Genomic DNA, 17,256 nt, shown 5'->3' with positions numbered 1-17,256 from the left:
AGCACAGGCGCCGGCCGACGCGACGCTCGAGCCAGCGCCGAGCACTGGCTCGGCGAGGTCGACGCGAGCCACCTCGCCGGCCGCAGGCCGCACCAGCTCTCCGGCGGGCAGGCGCAACGCGTGGCCATCGCCCGCGCACTGGCGGCCGAGCCGAAGGTGCTTCTGCTCGACGAGCCGATGGCCGCGCTCGACGTCGCCGTCGCACCCGCCCTCCGACAGCTTCTCGGACGGGTCCTCGCCGACCGCACCACCGTGATCGTCACGCACCACGTGCTCGACGCCCTGCTCCTGGCCGACCGGGTGGTGGTGATGGACGGCGGCCGCGTCGCGGAGCAAGGCCCCTCGAGCGTCGTACTCTCCCGGCCGCGGAGTGCGTTCGCCGCCCGCTTCGCGGGTCTCAACCTGGTCTCCGGCACCGCCACAGCCCACGGCGTCAGAGGCCCCGACGGCACCGTCGTCCACGGGACCGTCCACGGCACCCCCGGCGCCGAGCCACCGCGCGAGGGCGAACCAGCCGTCGCGGTGTTCCGTCCGTCCGCGGTCGCGGTGCACCGGGAGCCGCCGGGCGGCAGCCCGCGCAACGCGTTCCCCGTGCTCATCACCGAGCTCGAGCCGCTCGGCGACCTGGTTCGCGTGCGGGCCTCGGACCTGGCCGCGGACGTGACGGTGACCTCGGTCGCCGCGCTCGCCCTCGCCCCGGGGCTGCCGGTCACCTTCGTCGTGAAGGCGACCGAGGTTGAGGTCTACGGTCACTGACCAGGGGGGCTCGCGCAGTCACGGATGCGGCCGATATCCGGATAGGGTTCGCATCATGAACGCCCTTGCCGTGGAGCCGCCCGCCCCTGACCGCAACCTGGCCCTGGAGCTCGTGCGCGTCACCGAGGCCGCTGCGATGGCCGCGGGCCGCTGGGTCGGCCGCGGCGACAAGAACGGCGCGGACGACGTCGCCGTGCAGGCGATGCGCGTGATGATCTCGACGATCGGCATGGACGGCACGGTCGTGATCGGCGAGGGCGAGAAGGACAACGCCCCGATGCTCTACAACGGCGAGGCCGTCGGCGACGGCACCGGCCCGGAGTGCGACGTCGCGGTGGACCCGATCGACGGCACCACGCTGACCGCGAAGGGCATGAGCAACGCGGTGTCGGTGCTGGCCGTCGCGCCGCGCGGCACCATGTACGACCCCTCCGCGGTGTTCTACATGGAGAAGCTGGTCACCGGCCCGGAGGCCGCCGACGTCGTCGACATCCGCTACCCGGTCGCCGAGAACATCCACCAGATCGCGAAGGCGAAGGGCTCCAACCCCTCCGACGTCACGGTGGTGGTCCTCGACCGCCCCCGCCACGACCAGCTCGTCGAAGAGATCCGCGCGACCGGCGCCCGTATCAAGTTCATCACCGACGGCGACGTCGCCGGCGCGATCATGGCCGCGCGTGCCGACACCGGCATCGACCTGCTGCTCGGCATCGGCGGCACCCCCGAGGGCATCATCAGCGCCTGCGCGATGAAGGCTCTCGGCGGCACCATCCAGGGCCGCCTCTGGCCCACCGACGACGAGGAGCGCCAGCGCGCGATCGACGCCGGCCACAACCTCGACCCCGACTACGTCCTGACCACGGACACCCTGGTCACCGGGGACGACTGCTTCTTCGTCGCCACCGGCATCACCGACGGTGAGCTGCTCCGCGGCGTGCGCTACCGGGCGGGCGGCGCGATCACCCAGTCGCTGGTCATGCGCTCGCGCAGCGGCACGATCCGCACCATCACCTCCGAGCACCAGCTCTCGAAGCTGCGCGGGTTCTCCTCGATCGACTTCGACTGATCGGGCGCCGGGTCAGGGGTGCAGGTTTCCCAAGGTATGTAGCCGAGCCTGCACATCCCTGGCCGTGCTCGCCCGGGGAAGTGCAGGTTCACCTGCATCCCTTGGGAAAGCGACGCCCCGCCAGGTCGACAGCGACACCCCTCAGGCCGTCTCGAACTCGTCGATCTGCTCCGCCGCCGCGAGGCTCTGCGCCAGCAGCGCCTCGGTGACGACCGCCATCACGCGAGGGTCGAGCGCCATCCCGATGTGCGATGCGCGCACCTCGACGGCCGTGCCCTGCGGGTCGACGCACGCCCGCCAGTCGACGATGCCGTCCCGCCGGGAGTACACGTTGGTCATCGCGACGTCCGAGCGCAGCCGCTCCTGGGACTCGGTGAAGCTGAGGTGGGCGCACTCGCCGGCCACGCAGTCGGCCGACATCACCGGCAGGCCGGCAGTGGCGAGGCGGGTCAGCACCTGCACGCCGCGGGTGAGGACGGCGTGATGCGCGGCGGGAGCGCGCATCGGGCTGCCCAGCGTGACGATCCCCGACACCAGGTCCGGGCGACGAGCGGCGAGGCCCCGGGCGATCATGCCGCCGAGGCTGTGGCCGACGATCTGGACCCGCGAGTCGCGGCGCTCGGCGACCTGCTCGAGCCGGCCCTCGAGGGTGAGGGCGGAGTTCTGCGTGCACCCGATGTTGGCGTGGATCTGCGAGCGGTACGTCCGGAACCCGCGTGCGCGGAGCTCGACGCTCATGGCTCGCAGCGTCCAGTCACCTGCGAGGAACCCCGGCACGAGCAGCACCGGCTCCGCGGCGCGGGCGGCAGCCCTCGCCGCATAGGGAGTACGACGAACGGCGAGCCGGGCGGCCTGGCGTCGTACCGCGAAGCGACCGGCCTCGGTGACGAGGCTTCCCTCGCGCAGCAGCGCAGCGAGAGCCGGAGGGCCGTAGCCCTCCGGCAGCAGCCAGGGCGCCAAAGTGTTGCTCACGTCACAAACGTTACCCAGTTGACACACCAACTACACGTCATTGGGCACACTGGACGGCATGTCCGCCGGTCCGTCGAGCACTCCGCCACCCGAGGTGACCACCTCGGACGAGCTGCTCGCGCCGGTGTCGCCGGAGGTCGAGCTCTGCTACCAGACCTTCGGTGACCCGGACGCCGATCCGCTGCTCCTGGTGATGGGCCTGGGCGGACCGATGACATGGTGGCCGCGGGACCTGTGCGTGCTGCTGGCCCAGCACGGCTTCTACGTCATCCGCTACGACAACCGTGACACCGGCCGGTCCAGTCGGGTCGCCGGGAGGGTCCGGAACCGCCAGCTGGGCCTGGCCTTCGCCGGCACGCCGACCCGAGCGCCGTACTCGCTCGAGGACCTGGCCGAGGACGCCTTCGCGCTGCTCGATCACCTCGGCCTCGCGTCCGCGCACGTCGCCGGGATCTCGATGGGCGGCATGGTCGCCCAGCTCATGGCCATCAAGCGGCCCGAGCGGTTGCGCAGCCTGGCCAGCCTGATGTCATCGACCGGCCGCCGGGCGGTGGGCTGGCAGAGTCCCGCGCTGCTGCCGACCCTGATGGCGCGACGTGGTCCGGGCAAGGAGGCCTACATCCGTCGCAGCCTGATGGTCTGGCGCATCATCGGCTCGCCAGGATTCCCGCAGGACGAGGCCGAGCTCCGCGAGCGGGCCGGGGAGACCTGGGACCGCGGCATCGACCAGGACGGCGTGATGCGGCAGATGCTGGCGGTGGTCACGCAGCGGGACCGGACCAAGCAGCTCGCGAGCGTCAGGGTGCCGACCCTCGTCATGCACGGGCTTTCTGACCGGATGGTCCACGTCTCCGGCGGACGGGCCACGGCCGCGGCGATCCCCGGCGCCGAGCTGGTCCTGATCAACGGCTGGGGCCACGACCTGCCCGTCGAGCTGTTCGACACGATCGCCTCGGCGGTACGACGCACGGCGGACCGTGCGGCAAACCCTCCGGGCGCTCCCGGACGGTCAGTCCGCCGTCAACCAGACGAATCCCCAGGCAGGTAGGGAGATCCGGCCGTCTGCCGGAGCCTGCTCTCCGGCGGTGGAGTGGACGTGCCGCCAGCGATCGACGCCGGTGACGGCCCGGACCGGCGCCAGGTCGACGACGCCGGGGTCGTCGGAGAAGCGGGCGAGCCCCAGCATCGGCTGGGCGCGCGGATGCCGCCGGACGTAGGCGAGCACCCCAGGATCGTCGAGCGGGACCACCGTGGTGCTGGCGTCCGAGCGGAGGGCGACTGCTGAGCGCCTCACCTCGCCGAGGCGGCGGAGGGCTGCGAAGCAGCGGCCTTCCAGCGTTGTCGGGTCGTGACGTCGGTCCGCGGCGGCCCAGTCCATCCGGGGCCGGTGCAGCCACCGGTTGTCGGCCTCGTGACCGGGCTCCCCGGCCCAGCGCCGGTCGTTGCGCAGCGCGACCTCGTCGCCCATGTAGACCAGCGGGATGCCGCCGAAGGAGTACACGACGGCGTAGAGAGTCTCGATCCGACGCAGGGCGGCGTCCACCTCCGCCGGGATCCCGAGGTCGAGGGCGTGCTCGAGGCCGGCGAGCGAGGCGCACATGCCAGACGTGCGGCCGTCCCCGGTGACCGGGTCGGGCTGGAACACCAGGCCGCGCGCGAAGGACCCCGGGTGGTCGCCGGCGAAGAACGAGGCGAGGAACCGGCGGTGCGCTCCGGGATCGATGCCGACCGCCCACGCGTCCTCGTCGGCGACCGCCCAGCCGATGTCGTCGTGGCAGCGGACGTAGGTGACCCATCCGGTTCCGGCCGGTGCCGGCTGCCGTCGGCTCAGGGCGTGGACCAGCAGCCGCACGTCGCGCGTCGCGAGGGCCGACCACAGCATCACCATCAGCTGGTTGTCGTAGGCCAGATCGCACTCGGGCCGGAACACCTCGTGGGCGCCGAGATAGGGCACCAGCTGGTCCGGCCCCACGATCGCCTCGGCCTTCAGCACCACGCCGGGCCGCGCCAGGCGCACCAGCGCCTTCAGCGCCTGGAGGATCCGATGAGCCTCCGGCTGGTTCTGACAGTCGGTGCCCAGGCGCTTCCACAGGAACGGCACCGCGTCCAGGCGCAGTACGTCGACCCCGCGGCCGGTCAGCGACAGCATCACGCCGAGCATCGCCCGGAACACCTGGGGGTTCGACCAGTCCAGGTCCCACTGGTAGTCGTGGAAGGTGGTCCACACCCACTCGCCGGTCTCCTCGACCTTCGAGAAGCTGCCGGGCGCGAGGTCGGGGAACACCTCGGGCAGCGTCCGCTCGTAGGCATCGGGCTCCGTCCGGTCCGGGAAGAACCGGTAGAAGCTGCGGTAGGTCGGGTCACCGGCGACTGCGCGACGCGCCCACTGGTGGTCCCGAGCGGTGTGGTTGAGCACCAGGTCGACACACAGCGCGATCCCACGGCGGTGCGCCTCGCCCGCGAGCGCCTCGAGGTCGGCCATCGTGCCGAGGCGGCGGTCGACCGCGCTGTAGTCGGCCACCGCGTAGCCACCGTCGTTCTCGCCGTCCCGCGGCTGGAGCAGCGGCATCAGGTGCAGGTAGCGCACGCCGAGCTCGGCCAGGTGGTCCAGGTGTGTGGTGACGCCGGCGAGCCCGCCCGCGAACCGGTCGGCGTAGCAGACGTAGCCGATCATGTCCTCGGCCAGGAACCAGCCCGGGTCGATCTCCCGTCGTCGGTCGAGCGCCGCGAGCGCGGGGTCACGTGCTGCCGTGGCGGCGAGCGCGTCGGCCACGAGCAGGTCCGCGAAGGCTGCAGGGTCGACGCGGTCGCCGTACACCTCGGCGAGCGCCTCGTCGAGGTCAGGGCGGACGAGGGCGAGGCGTTGCAGGAACGCCTCGCCCTCGAGGTCGCCTAGTGCGGCCCGGACGACATCGGGTTCAGTCGGAGAGTCGTTCACCGGTGTCGGCGTCGAAGACGTGCACCTGGTCCGGCTCGGTCGTCACGTAGATCGTGTCACCGGCGGTGGTGTGGTCGCGCTTGCTCACCACACGGACGATCACGTTGCCCGGCGTGCCCTCCACGTCACTGGTGCCGTAGACGAAGCCGTCGGCGCCGAGCTCCTCGATCACCGTGACCTCGACCGGCAGGCCGCCCTCCTCCTTCGTCGTCAGTCGCCACGACTCGGGCCGCACGCCGACCACGACCCGGCCGCTCATCCTCTTCGCGGCCGTCGCGTCGACGGGAACCTCGTAGCCGCCGACCTTGACCGCGCCATCGGAGGCGACACCCTCGAGCAGGTTCATCTGCGGCGACCCGATGAAACCGGCGACGAACAGGTTGGCCGGCCTGTCGTAGAGGTTCAGCGGCGTGTCGACCTGCTGGAGAACGCCCTTGTCCATCACCGCCACCCGGTCGCCCATCGTCATCGCCTCCACCTGGTCGTGGGTCACGTAGACGGTGGTGACGCCGAGATCCCGCTGCAGCTTGGCGATGTCCGTGCGGGTCTGGACGCGCATCTTCGCGTCCAGGTTGGACAGCGGCTCGTCCATGCAGAAGGCCTGCGGCTGCCGCACGATCGCCCGCCCCATCGCGACCCGCTGTCGCTGGCCACCGGAGAGCGCCTTGGGCTTGCGGTCCAGATACTCCTCCAGACCGAGCATCTTCGCCGCTTCCGCGACCCGCTGCTTGCGCTCCGCGTCGGGCACCTTGGCCATCTTCAACGCGAAGGCCATGTTGTCCGCGACGCTCATGTGCGGATACAGCGCGTAGTTCTGGAAGACCATCGCGATGTCGCGGTCCTTCGGCGGCAGGTGCGTGACCTCCCTGTCGCCGATGAAGATCTGGCCCTCGTTGACCTCCTCCAACCCCGCCAACATCCGCAGGGTCGTGGACTTGCCACAACCCGACGGCCCGACGAGGACCATGAACTCCCCGTCCTTGATCTCCAGATCGATGCCCGGTACGGCGGGCTCGTCAGCACCGGGATACCAGCGCTGAGCCTTCTTGAATGTAATGGTGGCCATGGGCCGACTCCCTTCACCGGCAGGTACGTGCCGGACGATCCGTGGTAAAGGCAGGACCATCATGGTGTGACCCGCGCCACAGGGCAAGGCGTGGTCCGTGCTGTCTCACCGCAGGGCGCGGCCCGCACCGGTTCGGGTGGGCTGCCGGCCGGAGCTCTGGTACCCGCGCGCGGAGCTCACCGAGCCACCGTGGAGCAGCGTCATCGGCGACCGGAGCACGGTGGTCGGGGCCGTGGGGTCCAACAGGGTCTGCACCGCCAGCGCTCCGAGCTCGGCATAGGGGATCCGCACCGAGGTCAGGGCCGGACGGAGCCAGCCGGCCAGCTCGGATCCGTCGAAGGAGATGATCGACACATCACTGGGTACCTGGAGGCCATGAGCGGCGAGTGCCTGGTAGGTCCCCATCGCGATCCGGTCGTTGAGACAGACGAGTGCGGTCGGTGTCACGTCCGTGGCCAGCCATGCGGTCACCGCCTCGTAGGCAGGCTCGACGTCCCAGAAGCACGGGACCACACCTGCCAGTGGCGTCCCGGCCGTGGCGAGAGCCTCCTCGACCCCCTGCACTCGCTGGGGGCCGGCGATGGCATGGGGATTCACCTCCTCCCCGACGACGTACACCCTCTCCCCGGCTCCCGCAGCGAGCAGCACGTCGGCTGCGGACCGCCCGCCCGCGAGCTCGTCGGGAAGCACGGCAGGCAGGTCGGCAACCGGGTCCACGCAGTTGAGGAGCACCGCTCGGCGCTCGCGGAGCTGGGCGGGCACGCGCACCTCGGCGGTGACCAGGGTGGTGTAGATGATCCCGTCGACCTGCCGATCGAGCATCTCCTCGATCATCTGGATCTCGACGGCAGGATCGCCCTCGGTCTCGCCGATCACGATCAGATGGTCCTGGGCTCGCGCCGCGGCGCTCGCCCCTCTCAGCATCTGGCTCGCGAAGTGCCCTGTCGCCACGAAGTCGGAGATCACTCCGATCGTCTGGGTCGTGGCTGTCCTCAGGCTGAGCGCGCTGCGGTTCCGGCGGTAGCCGAGCTCCATCACGGCACTCCGCACCCTCTGCTCGGTCTCTGCGGAGATCCTCATCTGGGCCGACGTGCCGTTCAGCACGTACGACGCGGTCGTCCGCGACACGCCGGCCCGGGCCGCCACGTCGGCAAGCCTCACTCGACGCTGAACGCTCATCGGAGCCACCTCGCTGAAGTAAGCGGGCGCACTCAAGCGCCCGCGCCTTATATCACGCCTGCGTTGCAAGATCGTTGCTTGACACGGTCAAACACGGGCGCAATGCTGCACTGACTCGATTCAGCACGTGTCCCACATCACACTACGCCTGCCAGCTCCGGGGGGCGAAGTGCCGGTCCGATCCAAGGAGACATTCATGCGAACCCTGGTAAGAGGACGACGCACCAAGATCGTCACCGCGGTCACAGTCTCAGCCCTGTTCTCGCTCTCGCTCGGAGCCTGCGGCGCCCTCGGCGGCGGCGGCGGCGACGACGACGACACGGTGGAGATCCTGGCCACCACCGATCCCCTGGTCTTCGACGGACTCAAGAAGAAGATCGAGGCCGAGGCCGAGGATCAGGGCATCGACGTCAACGTCCAGCGCGTCGACAACATCAACCAGCTGATCCTCACCAGGATCCAGGCCAATGACCCGCCGGACATCGCGGTGATCCCCCAACCCGGCGTGATCCAGCAGATCGTCGACCGCGACAAGGCAGTCGAGCTGACCGACGACATCGTTCCGGCCGACGCCCTCGAGGACATGACCCCCGGCACCCTGGAGGCGGGACAGTTCGACGGCAAGCAGTACGGCCTGATGATCAGCATGAACGTCAAGAGCCTGGTCTTCTACCCGAAGAAGGCGTGGGACAAGGCCGGATACGAGGCTCCGGAGACCCTCGAGGATCTGCAGAAGCTGACCGACCAGATCAAGCAGGACGGCGGCACTCCATGGTGCTTCGGCATCGAGTCCGGCGCGGCCACCGGTTGGCCGGCGACTGACTGGTTCGAGGACCTGGTCATGCGGTTCGGTGGAGCCGACACCTACGAGCAGTGGGTCTCTCACGAGATCCCGTTCAACTCCGACGTCGTGAAGGAATCGGCCGCCTACATGGAGGAGCTGCTGCTGGCCAAGGGCAACGTGCCCGGCGGCCGACAGGCGATCGCCAACACGTCCTTCGACGCCGCCGAGGACACCATGTGGGACGCGAAGCCTGGCTGCTGGCTGTACAAGCAGGGCAACTTCATCGTGTCGAAGGACTTCATGCCCGAGAACATCGTCGACAACGCGGACGAGGAGATCGGGGTCTTCGGCTTCCCGCCGGCCGAGGCTGGCGGTGAGAACCCGGTGCTCGGCGGTGGGGACCTGGCCACGCTCCTGGAGGACAACGACAACTCCCGGGCAGTGATGGAGATCCTGGCCGACGTCGACCTCGGCACCGACGCAGCCCCGACCAGCTCGTTCATCTCGCCGCACACGGGCTTCGACACCTCGCTCTACCCCAGCGAGCTCACCCGCCAGATCGCGGACGTGGCCTACCAGTCCGACGTCGTGCTCTTCGACGGCTCGGACCTGATGCCCGGCGAGGTCGGCGCGGGGACCTTCTGGAGCCAGATGACCGACTGGATCAGCGGTCGGCAGCAGCTGAACGAGTCGCTGACGAAGATCGACGAGAGCTGGCCGAACTGACGCCGTCCGCATAGCCGGCGTGGGGCCGCGGCCTCGCGGCCCCACCCCGGCAGCGCACTCCCATCGGGCCCTCGGGACGAGAAGAGGAACGAATGATCAAGGTCATCGCCGCCCTGGTCACCGTGGTCGTCGGCATCGGCGCGGCCATCGTGCTCTATTGGGTGTTGAACAAGCTGGCCGAGGTGCTGCCCGGCAAGTGGGAGCACCGGCTGAAGCCGTATCTCTACATCCTGCCGGCCTACGCCGCACTGGCGTTCTACCTGGTGTACCCGGCCATCCAGACGGTCGTCTACAGCTTCAAGGACTCCGCCAGCCAGGGGTGGGTCGGCATCGAGAACTACACCGACCTGCTCTCCAGCGAGGGCTTCCAACAGACGCTGATCAACACCTTCCTGTGGATGCTGGTGGTGCCGTTCGTCACCGTGGTCCTGGGGCTGGCGGTGGCGGTGCTCGCGGACCGGCTGACGCCGAAGTTCGAGAAGGCGTCGAAGACCATCATCTTCCTGCCGATGGCGATCAGCTTCGTCGGCGCCGGCACCGTGTGGGGCCTGGTCTACGACTACCGTCCGCCGGGCCGTGACCAGATCGGGCTCCAGAACGCCATCGTGACCGCGCTCGGCTTCGACCCGATCGCGTGGCTGGACAAGAGCGACTTCCACCTCAACAGCTTCCTCCTGATGGTCATGCTGCTGTGGGCCCAGATCGGCTTCGCGATGGTGCTCCTCTCCGCGGCGATCAAGGGGGTGCCGGTCGACACGATCGAGGCCGCGCGGATCGACGGCGCGACCGAACGGCAGATCTTCTTCTCCGTGGTGGTGCCGCAGATCTGGGGCAGCATCGTGACCGTCTTCATCATCACGCTGATCAGCGTGATGAAGGTCTTCGACGTCGTGTACGTGATGACGAACGGGCGCGCCAACACCAACGTCATCGGCAACGAGTTCTTCAATCAGCTGTTCACCAACTTCAACACGGGCGCCGCCGCATCGATCGTCGTCCTGCTGATGCTCGCGACCATCCCGATCATGTGGTACCAGGTACGTCACTTCCGCCGTGAGGAGTCCTTGGCATGAGTTCCTCGACCCAGACAGTCGCGGGCGTAGGCACCGCCACGCCCCGCACCATGCGACGCAAGTCGCCTCGCGGTGGCGGGCTGGAGAAGCCGAGCTGGCTAGCCCGCATCGTGGTGGCCATCCTGTGCTTCCTGTGGATCGTGCCTGTGATCGGCCTGTTCCTCACCTCGTTCCGGCCGCTGGACGACGCCAACACCTCGGGCTGGTGGACCCTGTTCTGGACGCCGTCGGCGTGGGGTCGGATGAACCTCGACAACTACGAGACGGCGATCACCGAGGCCAACCTCGGAACGGCGTTCGTCAACAGCCTGGCCATCACGCTTCCCGCCACGTTCATCCCGATCCTGATCGCCGCGTTCGCGGCGTACGCCTTCACGTTCATGGAGTTCCCTGGCCGGAATGTCCTGTTCCTAGCGGTGGTGAGCCTGCTGGTGGTGCCGAACTACATCGCCTTCGTGCCGATCCTCAAGATCTACGGCGACTACCAGCTCACCGGCACGTTCCCGGCGGTGTGGCTGGCCCACGTCGGCTTCGGCATGTCGCTGGCCATCTACATCCTGCGCAACCACATGGCGACCCTCCCCAAGAGCGTCATCGAGTCCGCCAAGATCGACGGGGCGAGCCACTTCCAGATCTTCTTCCGGCTGGTCCTGCCGATGTCGGTGCCGGCGCTGGCGGCCTTCGCGATCTTCCAGTTCCTGTGGGTGTGGAACGACCTGCTGGTGGCCCTGGTGTTCATCGGCCCCGGGGAGAGCGCGCCGATCACCGTCGCGGTGCGGAACAACCTGATGGGTCAGGCCGGCGCCGGCCAGGAGCTGATCACGGCGGGCGGCTTCCTCACGATGGTGCTGCCGATCGTCGTCTTCCTGGCGATGCAGCGGTACTTCATCCGAGGCCTGACCGCGGGGGCCGTGAAGGGCTGACCTTGCAGCACTGACACCCCACGACCAACGGGCGGGTCGGATCCGGCAGCATGGTGCGCCGCGTCCGACCCGCCTCGTTTCCTGCCCATGACGGAGTGCTCCTCGATGTTCTTCCCCGACTCCTCCGTGCCCGGCCCCGTCACCCGGGTCGAGTACTCGCGCGACGACGACGGGTTCCCGCTCCTGCACTGGACGGGGACGCTCGACGCCCCGCCGTCCACGGACGCCTCCTCCGCTCGCGGAGGCGCAGGACCCGGGATCCCCCTGCTGGGCGAGCACGCCCGCGACCTGTTCACCCGGCCCCACCTCCGTGGCCACCGGGTGCAGGCCTCGGGCAGTGAGATCGCCACCGGTCAGTCGTGGTCGACGAAGCTGGAGGTCGAGCAGCTCGACGCCGACGGTCCCCGCCTCGTGGTCCGGACCCGGGACGCTGCCGCCGGGCTCGCAGTGGAGATGGAGCTGGAGAGCGTCGCCGGCGGGTGCCTGAGGGGCCGGTGCACGGTGACGAACCTCGCCGACGGTGTGTACGTCGTCGACGGGCTCGAGGTCGTGCTGCCGGTGCCCGACGACCATGTGGAGGCGCTGGACTTCACCGGCCGCCACGAGCACGAGCGGGCCCCGCAACGGCACGTCGTGACAGACGGCCTCTGGCTCCGGGAGTCCCGCAACGGTCGCCCGGGCCTCGGCGCGGCGACGCTGCTCGTCGTCGGCACCCCCGGATTCGGCACCACCGAGGGACACGTCGTCGGAGCCCATGTCGCGTGGAGCGGCAACTCCGTGCTCCGGCTCGAGCGGGATCCCGCGCGCGGGACGACGATTGGCGGCGGGGAGCTGCTGCTGCCGGGCGAGATCGGGCTCGCTCGGGGCGAGAGCTACCGGACGCCCTGGGTGTTCATCGGCGCGGCCGACGACGGCCTGGACGGCCTGGCCGCCCGCCTGCACGACTACCAGCGAGGCCTGGAGGCGCATCCCGCCACCCAGCCGGTGGTCCTCAACGTGTGGGAGGCGGTGTTCTTCGACCACGACCACGAGCGGCTGAAGGCGATCGCCGACCGGGCGGCCGCCGTCGGGATCGAGCGGTTCGTGCTCGACGACGGCTGGTTCCACGGTCGACGCGACGACACAGCCGGGCTGGGCGACTGGTGGGTGGACGAGAAGGTCTGGCCCGAGGGACTGTCGGTGCTCGCGGACCATGTCCGCGGACACGGCATGCAGTTCGGGCTGTGGTTCGAGCCCGAGATGGTCAACCCGGACTCCGACCTCTATCGCCGGCACCCGGAGTGGATCCTGTCCGCCGGCGGTCGGGTGCCGTTGCTGGAGCGCAACCAGCTGGTGCTCGACCTCACGCGTCCGGAGGTGCAGGAGCACCTGTTCCAGCGCGTCGACGCGATCCTGTCGACGTACCGGGTCGACTACGTCAAGTGGGACCACAACCGCGAGCTCCTCGAGGCGGGCAGCGACCTCCGATCGGGAGCACCGGCGGCGCACGCCCAGACCCTGGCCTTCTACGCGCTGCTGGATCGCCTCCGCGCGGCGCATCCGGGCGTCGCCTGGGAGTCGTGCGCCTCCGGCGGCGGGCGGGTCGACCTGGGGGTCCTCGAGCGGGTGCAGCGCATCTGGGGCTCGGACATGACCGACGCCCTCGCCCGGCAGCACATCCAGCGGTGGACCACGCAGCTGGTGGCGCCGGAGTACGTCGGCGCGCACGTCTCGGCACCCCGCTCCCCCACGACCGGACGCACCCTCTCCCTCGACTTCCGGGCGGCGACGGCCCTCTTCGGCGCGTTCGGCGTCGAGTGGGACCTGTCCACGGCCACCGAGGAGGAGCTCGCCCGGCTCGCGGACTGGACGGAGCGGCACAAGCGGTTCCGCCCGCTGCTGCACTCGGGCCGGACGGTGCGGCCACCGTCCAGCGACCCGGCCGTGCTGCTGCACGGCGTCGTGGCCCGCGGCGGCGACGAGGCGCTCCTCGCCCACGTCCAGCTCGACGAGTCGAGCCACAACCGCGGGGTGGTCGTCCGCGTCGCCGGTCTCCGGCCGGACGCGGCGTACCGGCTGACCTGGGAGGGGCCGGTGGACCGCCACCACGTCAGCAGGGCGGGGACGCTGTCGGCCGACGGTCCCAGCGACGGTCGGTCGATGCTCGGCGCGGAGCTGAGCACGCGCGGCTACTGGGTTCCGCGCCGCCGGCCGGAGACGGTGTCGCTGGTCCACATCACCCGGGCCGACTGAGGTCCTGCCGGCAGGAGGTCAGGGAGCGCCGCGCTGCGTGAACTCCTCACGCAGCTGGTCGGTCTCGCCGGCGCACAGCGCCGACCACAGCAGCAGTCGTGCCTTGACGGGTGGCAGCCAGCCCGCCGCGATCGCACCTCGCGCGACCAGGTCCATCTCCGAGCCGGGGTAGCCGTACATCGCGCGCCCGGTGGGGCCCGACCCCGTGCGGGAGGCGAACACCACGGGCATCCGGGCGGCCGCGCGGCCGACGGCCTCGGCCATCGCGGCGGACACGTGGCCGGCACCGAAGCCGGCGACGACGACCCCGTCCGGGTGTGACGCGGCGACCAGGTCGAGCACGTCGCCGCGGTCGCCCAGGTGCGTCGCCACCAGCGGCACCCGTGGCAGCGGCTGCTGGAGCCGCTCGGCCAGCCCCGCCGCGACCAGCGCGGGGGGACGCCCGCCGCCGTTGACGCCGTACACCACCTGGGACTCCACGCAGCGGCCGATCGGCCCGAAGACCGGCGAGCGGAAGGCACCGGTCGACATCGAGTCGGTCTTCGCGACCCAGCGGGCCTGGTGGATCTCGTCGTCGAACGCGACGAGCACGCCGCGGTCGCGTGACTCCGGGGCGACGGCACACCGCATCGCCGCGATCAGGTTGGCCGGACCATCCGCGCTCGGGCTCTGCGGGGACCGCATCGCCCCGGTCACGACGAGCGGCTCGGGACGGTCCCAGAACAGGTCGACCAGGTAGGCCGACTCCTCCAGGGTGTCCGTCCCCTGGGTGAGTACGACGCCCGCCGCTCCTGCGTCGACGGCGTCCTTCGCCCAGGCCAGGGCGGCGAGGACCGTGCGCTCGTCGAGTGACCCGCTGGGGAGCATGGCGAGCGTCTCGGCGCGGATGTCCGCGATCGTCTCGAGGCCGGGCACCGCCTCGGCGAGCAGCTCCCCGGTCAGCGTGGGCACGACGGCGGTGCCGTCCGCCGAAGTCATCGCGATCGTGCCGCCGAGAGCGCCGACCGCCACGGTGGGCCGCGTCCGTTGGGTCATGCGCCCAGCATCGCGCACCGTGGCGGTCGGGGCCGCTTCAGGAGCGTGTCGGCTGCTCGACGTACACGGTGCCGCCGAGCTCGACGAACTCCTCGGACTTCTGCTTCATCCCGAGCTCCGCGTCGCCGAACCGCGCTCGCACGTCCTGACTGATCCGCATCGAGCAGAACTTCGGACCGCACATGGAGCAGAAGTGCGCGGTCTTGGCGTTCTCCGCCGGCAGCGTCTCGTCGTGGAACTCCTCGGCGGTGACCGGGTCCAGCGACAGCGCGAACTGGTCTCGCCACCGGAACTCGAAGCGGGCTCGCGACAGCGCGTCGTCCCAGTCCCGCGCGCCGGGATGACCCTTCGCGACGTCGGCCGCGTGCGCGGCCAGCTTGTAGGTGATCACGCCGGTCTTCACGTCGTCGCGGTTGGGCAGGCCGAGGTGCTCCTTGGGGGTGACGTAGCAGAGCATCGCGGTGCCGTGCATCGCGATCGTGGCCGCGCCGATGGCAGAGGTGATGTGGTCGTAGCCCGGCGCGATGTCGGTCGCCAGCGGACCGAGGGTGTAGAACGGCGCGCCGTGACACCAGTCCTGCTGTAGCCGCACGTTCTCCTCGACCAGGTGCAGCGGCACGTGACCCGGGCCCTCGACCATCACCTGCACGTCGTGCTCCCACGCCCGCTGCGTCAGCTCGGCGAGGGTGCGCAGCTCGGACAGCTGAGCCTCGTCGTTGGCGTCGGCGGTCGAACCCGGCCGGAGCCCGTCCCCGAGGGAGAAGCTGACGTCGTAGTGCCGGAAGAGCTCGCAGAGCTCGTCGAAGTGCGTGTAGAGGAAGTTCTCCTCGTGGTGCGCGAGGCACCACCCGGCCATGATCGATCCGCCGCGGGAGACGATGCCGGTGACCCGCTGCGCGGTCATCGGCACGTAGCGCAGCAGCACCCCGGCGTGGATCGTCATGTAGTCGACGCCCTGCTCGCACTGCTCGATGACGGTGTCGCGGAAGACCTCCCAGGTGAGCCGGTCGGCCTCGCCGTTGACCTTCTCCAGCGCCTGGTAGATCGGCACCGTGCCGATCGGCACCGGACTGTTGCGGATGATCCACTCCCGGGTGGTGTGGATGTCGTCGCCGGTCGAGAGGTCCATGACGGTGTCGGCGCCCCAGGTGACGGCGTGGGTGAGCTTGTCCACCTCCTCGGCGATGCTGCTGGTGACCGCGGAGTTCCCGATGTTGGCGTTGATCTTCACCAGGAAGCGCTTGCCGATGATCATCGGCTCGGACTCGGGATGGTTCACGTTCGCTGGGATGATCGCGCGGCCGGCGGCGACCTCGCTGCGCACCAGCTCGACGTCGCAGCGCTCACGCTCGGCCACGTACCGCATCTCCTCGGTGACGATGCCGGCGCGGGCGTAGGCCATCTGGGTGACGGTGCGACCGGCGACCGCACGCCGGGGCGCCCGGCGCTCGCCGCGCCACTCCTGCTGCGCCTGCCCGCGCCGCACCGCGGCCCTCCCGTTGTCGAGGAGCTGCGTCTCCCGGCCCTCGGAGGTCTCGGTGTCGCCGCGGCCCTCGATCCAGGCGGCCCGGAGCGGCGGCAGCCCGTGCTCGGGCTCCGAGCCCGGGCCCTCGGTGCAGTAGCGGTCGAACGTCTCGCCGTTGGTCAGGGCGACCCGGGTGAACGGGACGGCGAGGTCGCCGACCTCGATGCGGGTGTGGGCGGGGTGGACGGTCATGCGGAATCTCCTTCGTGGTGGGGCTTGGGCTGGTGGAGGTGCGCGACGGGACCTCGGCCGCGGCCGAGGGTCCAGCGCTGGCTGAGTCGCAGCTGCCCGACGACGTACGACGCGGCGGACCGTGCTGCGTCGGGCAGGGCGAGCCCGTGGGCCAGCTCGGCGGCCAGGGCTGCGGCGTACGTGCAGCCGGTGCCGTGGTCGTTGTCGGTGTCGACGCGCGGATGAGCGAGCCGGACCGGCGGCTGCCCTGGGACGCAGAGCAGGTCGGCGCCGCCGGTCCCGGTGCGGATCACCGTGGCGCCGTGGTCGCGCCCGAGCCGGTCGTCCTCCTCGGCGTTGGGCGTGGCGACGGTCGCGACCGGCAGGAGGTGATCACGGTAGGCGCGGACGACGGCATCGTCGGCGAGCACGGCGCCGGAGGTCGCGACGATCACCGGGTCGACGACGAGGATCCGGTCCGCGCAGCGATCGGCGACGAGGCGCACCGTCTCGGGCGTTCCGAGCATTCCCGTCTTCACCGCCACCGGGTCGAGGTCCTCCAGGACTGCGTCGAGCTGCGCTGCGACCACGTCGAGCGGCACCGGGTGGACGGCACGGACACCGGTCGTGTCCTGCGCGGTGACGGCGGTGACGACGCACGCCCCGTGCACGCCGAGCGCGGCGAAGGTCGTCAGGTCGGCGGCCACTCCCGCCGCTCCCCCGGAGTCGGTGCCGGCGACGGTGACGACGACGGGTGGGCTCACGCCGCCACCTCCCTCAGCAGGGCCGCGACCACACCGGCCGGGTCGG

The 17,256-nt window shown here is 70.5% G+C and carries 14 protein-coding genes; 7 read left to right on the top strand and 7 right to left on the bottom strand.

All coding sequences use genetic code 11. From position 1 onward, the window contains the following. Positions 1–756 (top strand): sulfate/molybdate ABC transporter ATP-binding protein (locus E7Z54_RS12475; protein WP_136434150.1); only part of this gene is annotated, 756 nt, incomplete at its 5' end. A gap of 55 nt (positions 757–811) precedes the next feature. After that, positions 812–1,822, top strand: a complete 1,011-nt coding sequence (gene glpX, locus E7Z54_RS12470) for a class II fructose-bisphosphatase (protein WP_136434148.1) — start codon at positions 812–814, stop codon at positions 1,820–1,822. A 141-nt stretch (positions 1,823–1,963) separates the two neighbouring features. Here glpX and E7Z54_RS12465 read toward each other — a convergent pair whose 3' ends face one another. After that, complete coding sequence (locus tag E7Z54_RS12465) at positions 1,964–2,794, bottom strand: esterase/lipase family protein (RefSeq protein WP_168798300.1); 831 nt, start codon at positions 2,792–2,794, stop codon at positions 1,964–1,966. A 58-nt stretch (positions 2,795–2,852) separates the two neighbouring features. Between E7Z54_RS12465 and E7Z54_RS12460 the strand changes: the two genes are divergently transcribed. Then, positions 2,853–3,842 carry an alpha/beta fold hydrolase gene (locus E7Z54_RS12460; protein ID WP_168798299.1) on the top strand — a complete coding sequence of 330 codons (990 nt, stop codon included), beginning with the start codon at positions 2,853–2,855 and terminating at the stop codon, positions 3,840–3,842. On the opposite strand, the gene E7Z54_RS12455 is transcribed toward E7Z54_RS12460, so the two are convergent. The 3 genes from E7Z54_RS12455 to E7Z54_RS12445 form a co-directional block, all read right to left on the bottom strand. Beyond that, positions 3,804–5,732 carry an alpha-amylase family glycosyl hydrolase gene (locus tag E7Z54_RS12455; protein WP_136434145.1) on the bottom strand — a complete coding sequence of 643 codons (1,929 nt, stop codon included), beginning with the start codon at positions 5,730–5,732 and terminating at the stop codon, positions 3,804–3,806. The genes E7Z54_RS12460 and E7Z54_RS12455 overlap by 39 nt on opposite strands. Next, on the bottom strand, positions 5,713–6,798 hold the full coding sequence (locus tag E7Z54_RS12450; protein WP_136434143.1) for an ABC transporter ATP-binding protein: 1,086 nt from the start codon (positions 6,796–6,798) through the stop codon (positions 5,713–5,715). The genes E7Z54_RS12455 and E7Z54_RS12450 overlap by 20 nt, the downstream gene beginning before the upstream one ends. A gap of 105 nt (positions 6,799–6,903) precedes the next feature. Continuing rightward, positions 6,904–7,977: a LacI family DNA-binding transcriptional regulator gene (locus tag E7Z54_RS12445; RefSeq protein ID WP_136434141.1), complete on the bottom strand. Its 1,074-nt coding sequence runs from the start codon at positions 7,975–7,977 to the stop codon at positions 6,904–6,906. Positions 7,978–8,173: 196 nt separating this feature from the next. On the opposite strand from E7Z54_RS12445, the gene E7Z54_RS12440 reads away from it, so the two are divergent. The 4 genes from E7Z54_RS12440 (at position 8,174) to E7Z54_RS12425 (ending at position 13,715) form a co-directional block, all read left to right on the top strand. After that, positions 8,174–9,487: an ABC transporter substrate-binding protein gene (locus tag E7Z54_RS12440; protein ID WP_136434139.1), complete on the top strand. Its 1,314-nt coding sequence runs from the start codon at positions 8,174–8,176 to the stop codon at positions 9,485–9,487. A gap of 92 nt (positions 9,488–9,579) precedes the next feature. Beyond that, positions 9,580–10,560, top strand: coding sequence for a carbohydrate ABC transporter permease (locus tag E7Z54_RS12435; protein ID WP_136434137.1), 981 nt, complete (start codon positions 9,580–9,582; stop codon positions 10,558–10,560). Then, entirely contained in the window at positions 10,557–11,483 is a 927-nt protein-coding gene (locus E7Z54_RS12430; RefSeq protein ID WP_240769653.1) for a carbohydrate ABC transporter permease, read from the top strand. The genes E7Z54_RS12435 and E7Z54_RS12430 overlap by 4 nt, the downstream gene beginning before the upstream one ends. A gap of 87 nt (positions 11,484–11,570) precedes the next feature. Beyond that, positions 11,571–13,715 carry an alpha-galactosidase gene (locus tag E7Z54_RS12425; protein WP_136434136.1) on the top strand — a complete coding sequence of 715 codons (2,145 nt, stop codon included), beginning with the start codon at positions 11,571–11,573 and terminating at the stop codon, positions 13,713–13,715. An 18-nt stretch (positions 13,716–13,733) separates the two neighbouring features. Here the strand turns inward: E7Z54_RS12425 and E7Z54_RS12420 are convergent, their stop codons facing one another. Genes E7Z54_RS12420 through E7Z54_RS12410 form a run of 3 tightly spaced genes read right to left on the bottom strand, consistent with a single transcriptional unit; the run spans position 13,734 to position 17,210 of the window. Then, positions 13,734–14,750, bottom strand: a complete 1,017-nt coding sequence (locus tag E7Z54_RS12420; protein WP_136434135.1) for an asparaginase — start codon at positions 14,748–14,750, stop codon at positions 13,734–13,736. Between the two features lie 37 nt (positions 14,751–14,787). Next, entirely contained in the window at positions 14,788–16,467 is a 1,680-nt protein-coding gene (gene thiC / locus E7Z54_RS12415) for a phosphomethylpyrimidine synthase ThiC (protein ID WP_136434134.1), read from the bottom strand. Further along, positions 16,464–17,210 (bottom strand): bifunctional hydroxymethylpyrimidine kinase/phosphomethylpyrimidine kinase, encoded by a 747-nt coding sequence (locus E7Z54_RS12410; RefSeq protein WP_136434132.1) that lies wholly within the window; start codon positions 17,208–17,210, stop codon positions 16,464–16,466. The genes thiC and E7Z54_RS12410 overlap by 4 nt, the downstream gene beginning before the upstream one ends. Positions 17,211–17,256 lie beyond the last annotated feature (46 nt).

The sequence above is a fragment of the Nocardioides sp. genome (genome assembly GCF_004803405.1).
GTDB lineage: Bacteria > Actinomycetota > Actinomycetes > Propionibacteriales > Nocardioidaceae > Nocardioides > Nocardioides vastitatis.
This window is presented reverse-complemented; position numbering and strand designations above follow the sequence as displayed.

Bases quoted from the DNA above. Each gene is read 5' to 3' on its own strand.
- E7Z54_RS12420 (WP_136434135.1), bottom strand. From the start codon at position 14,750: ATGACCCAACGGACGCGGCCCACCGTGGCGGTCGGCGCTCTCGGCGGC.
- E7Z54_RS12445 (WP_136434141.1), bottom strand. From the start codon at position 7,977: ATGAGCGTTCAGCGTCGAGTGAGGCTTGCCGACGTGGCGGCCCGGGCC.
- E7Z54_RS12430 (WP_240769653.1), top strand. From the start codon at position 10,557: ATGAGTTCCTCGACCCAGACAGTCGCGGGCGTAGGCACCGCCACGCCC.
- E7Z54_RS12440 (WP_136434139.1), top strand. From the start codon at position 8,174: ATGCGAACCCTGGTAAGAGGACGACGCACCAAGATCGTCACCGCGGTC.
- E7Z54_RS12425 (WP_136434136.1), top strand. From the start codon at position 11,571: ATGACGGAGTGCTCCTCGATGTTCTTCCCCGACTCCTCCGTGCCCGGC.
- E7Z54_RS12460 (WP_168798299.1), top strand. From the start codon at position 2,853: ATGTCCGCCGGTCCGTCGAGCACTCCGCCACCCGAGGTGACCACCTCG.
- E7Z54_RS12450 (WP_136434143.1), bottom strand. From the start codon at position 6,798: ATGGCCACCATTACATTCAAGAAGGCTCAGCGCTGGTATCCCGGTGCT.
- thiC (WP_136434134.1), bottom strand. From the start codon at position 16,467: ATGACCGTCCACCCCGCCCACACCCGCATCGAGGTCGGCGACCTCGCC.
- glpX (WP_136434148.1), top strand. From the start codon at position 812: ATGAACGCCCTTGCCGTGGAGCCGCCCGCCCCTGACCGCAACCTGGCC.
- E7Z54_RS12435 (WP_136434137.1), top strand. From the start codon at position 9,580: ATGATCAAGGTCATCGCCGCCCTGGTCACCGTGGTCGTCGGCATCGGC.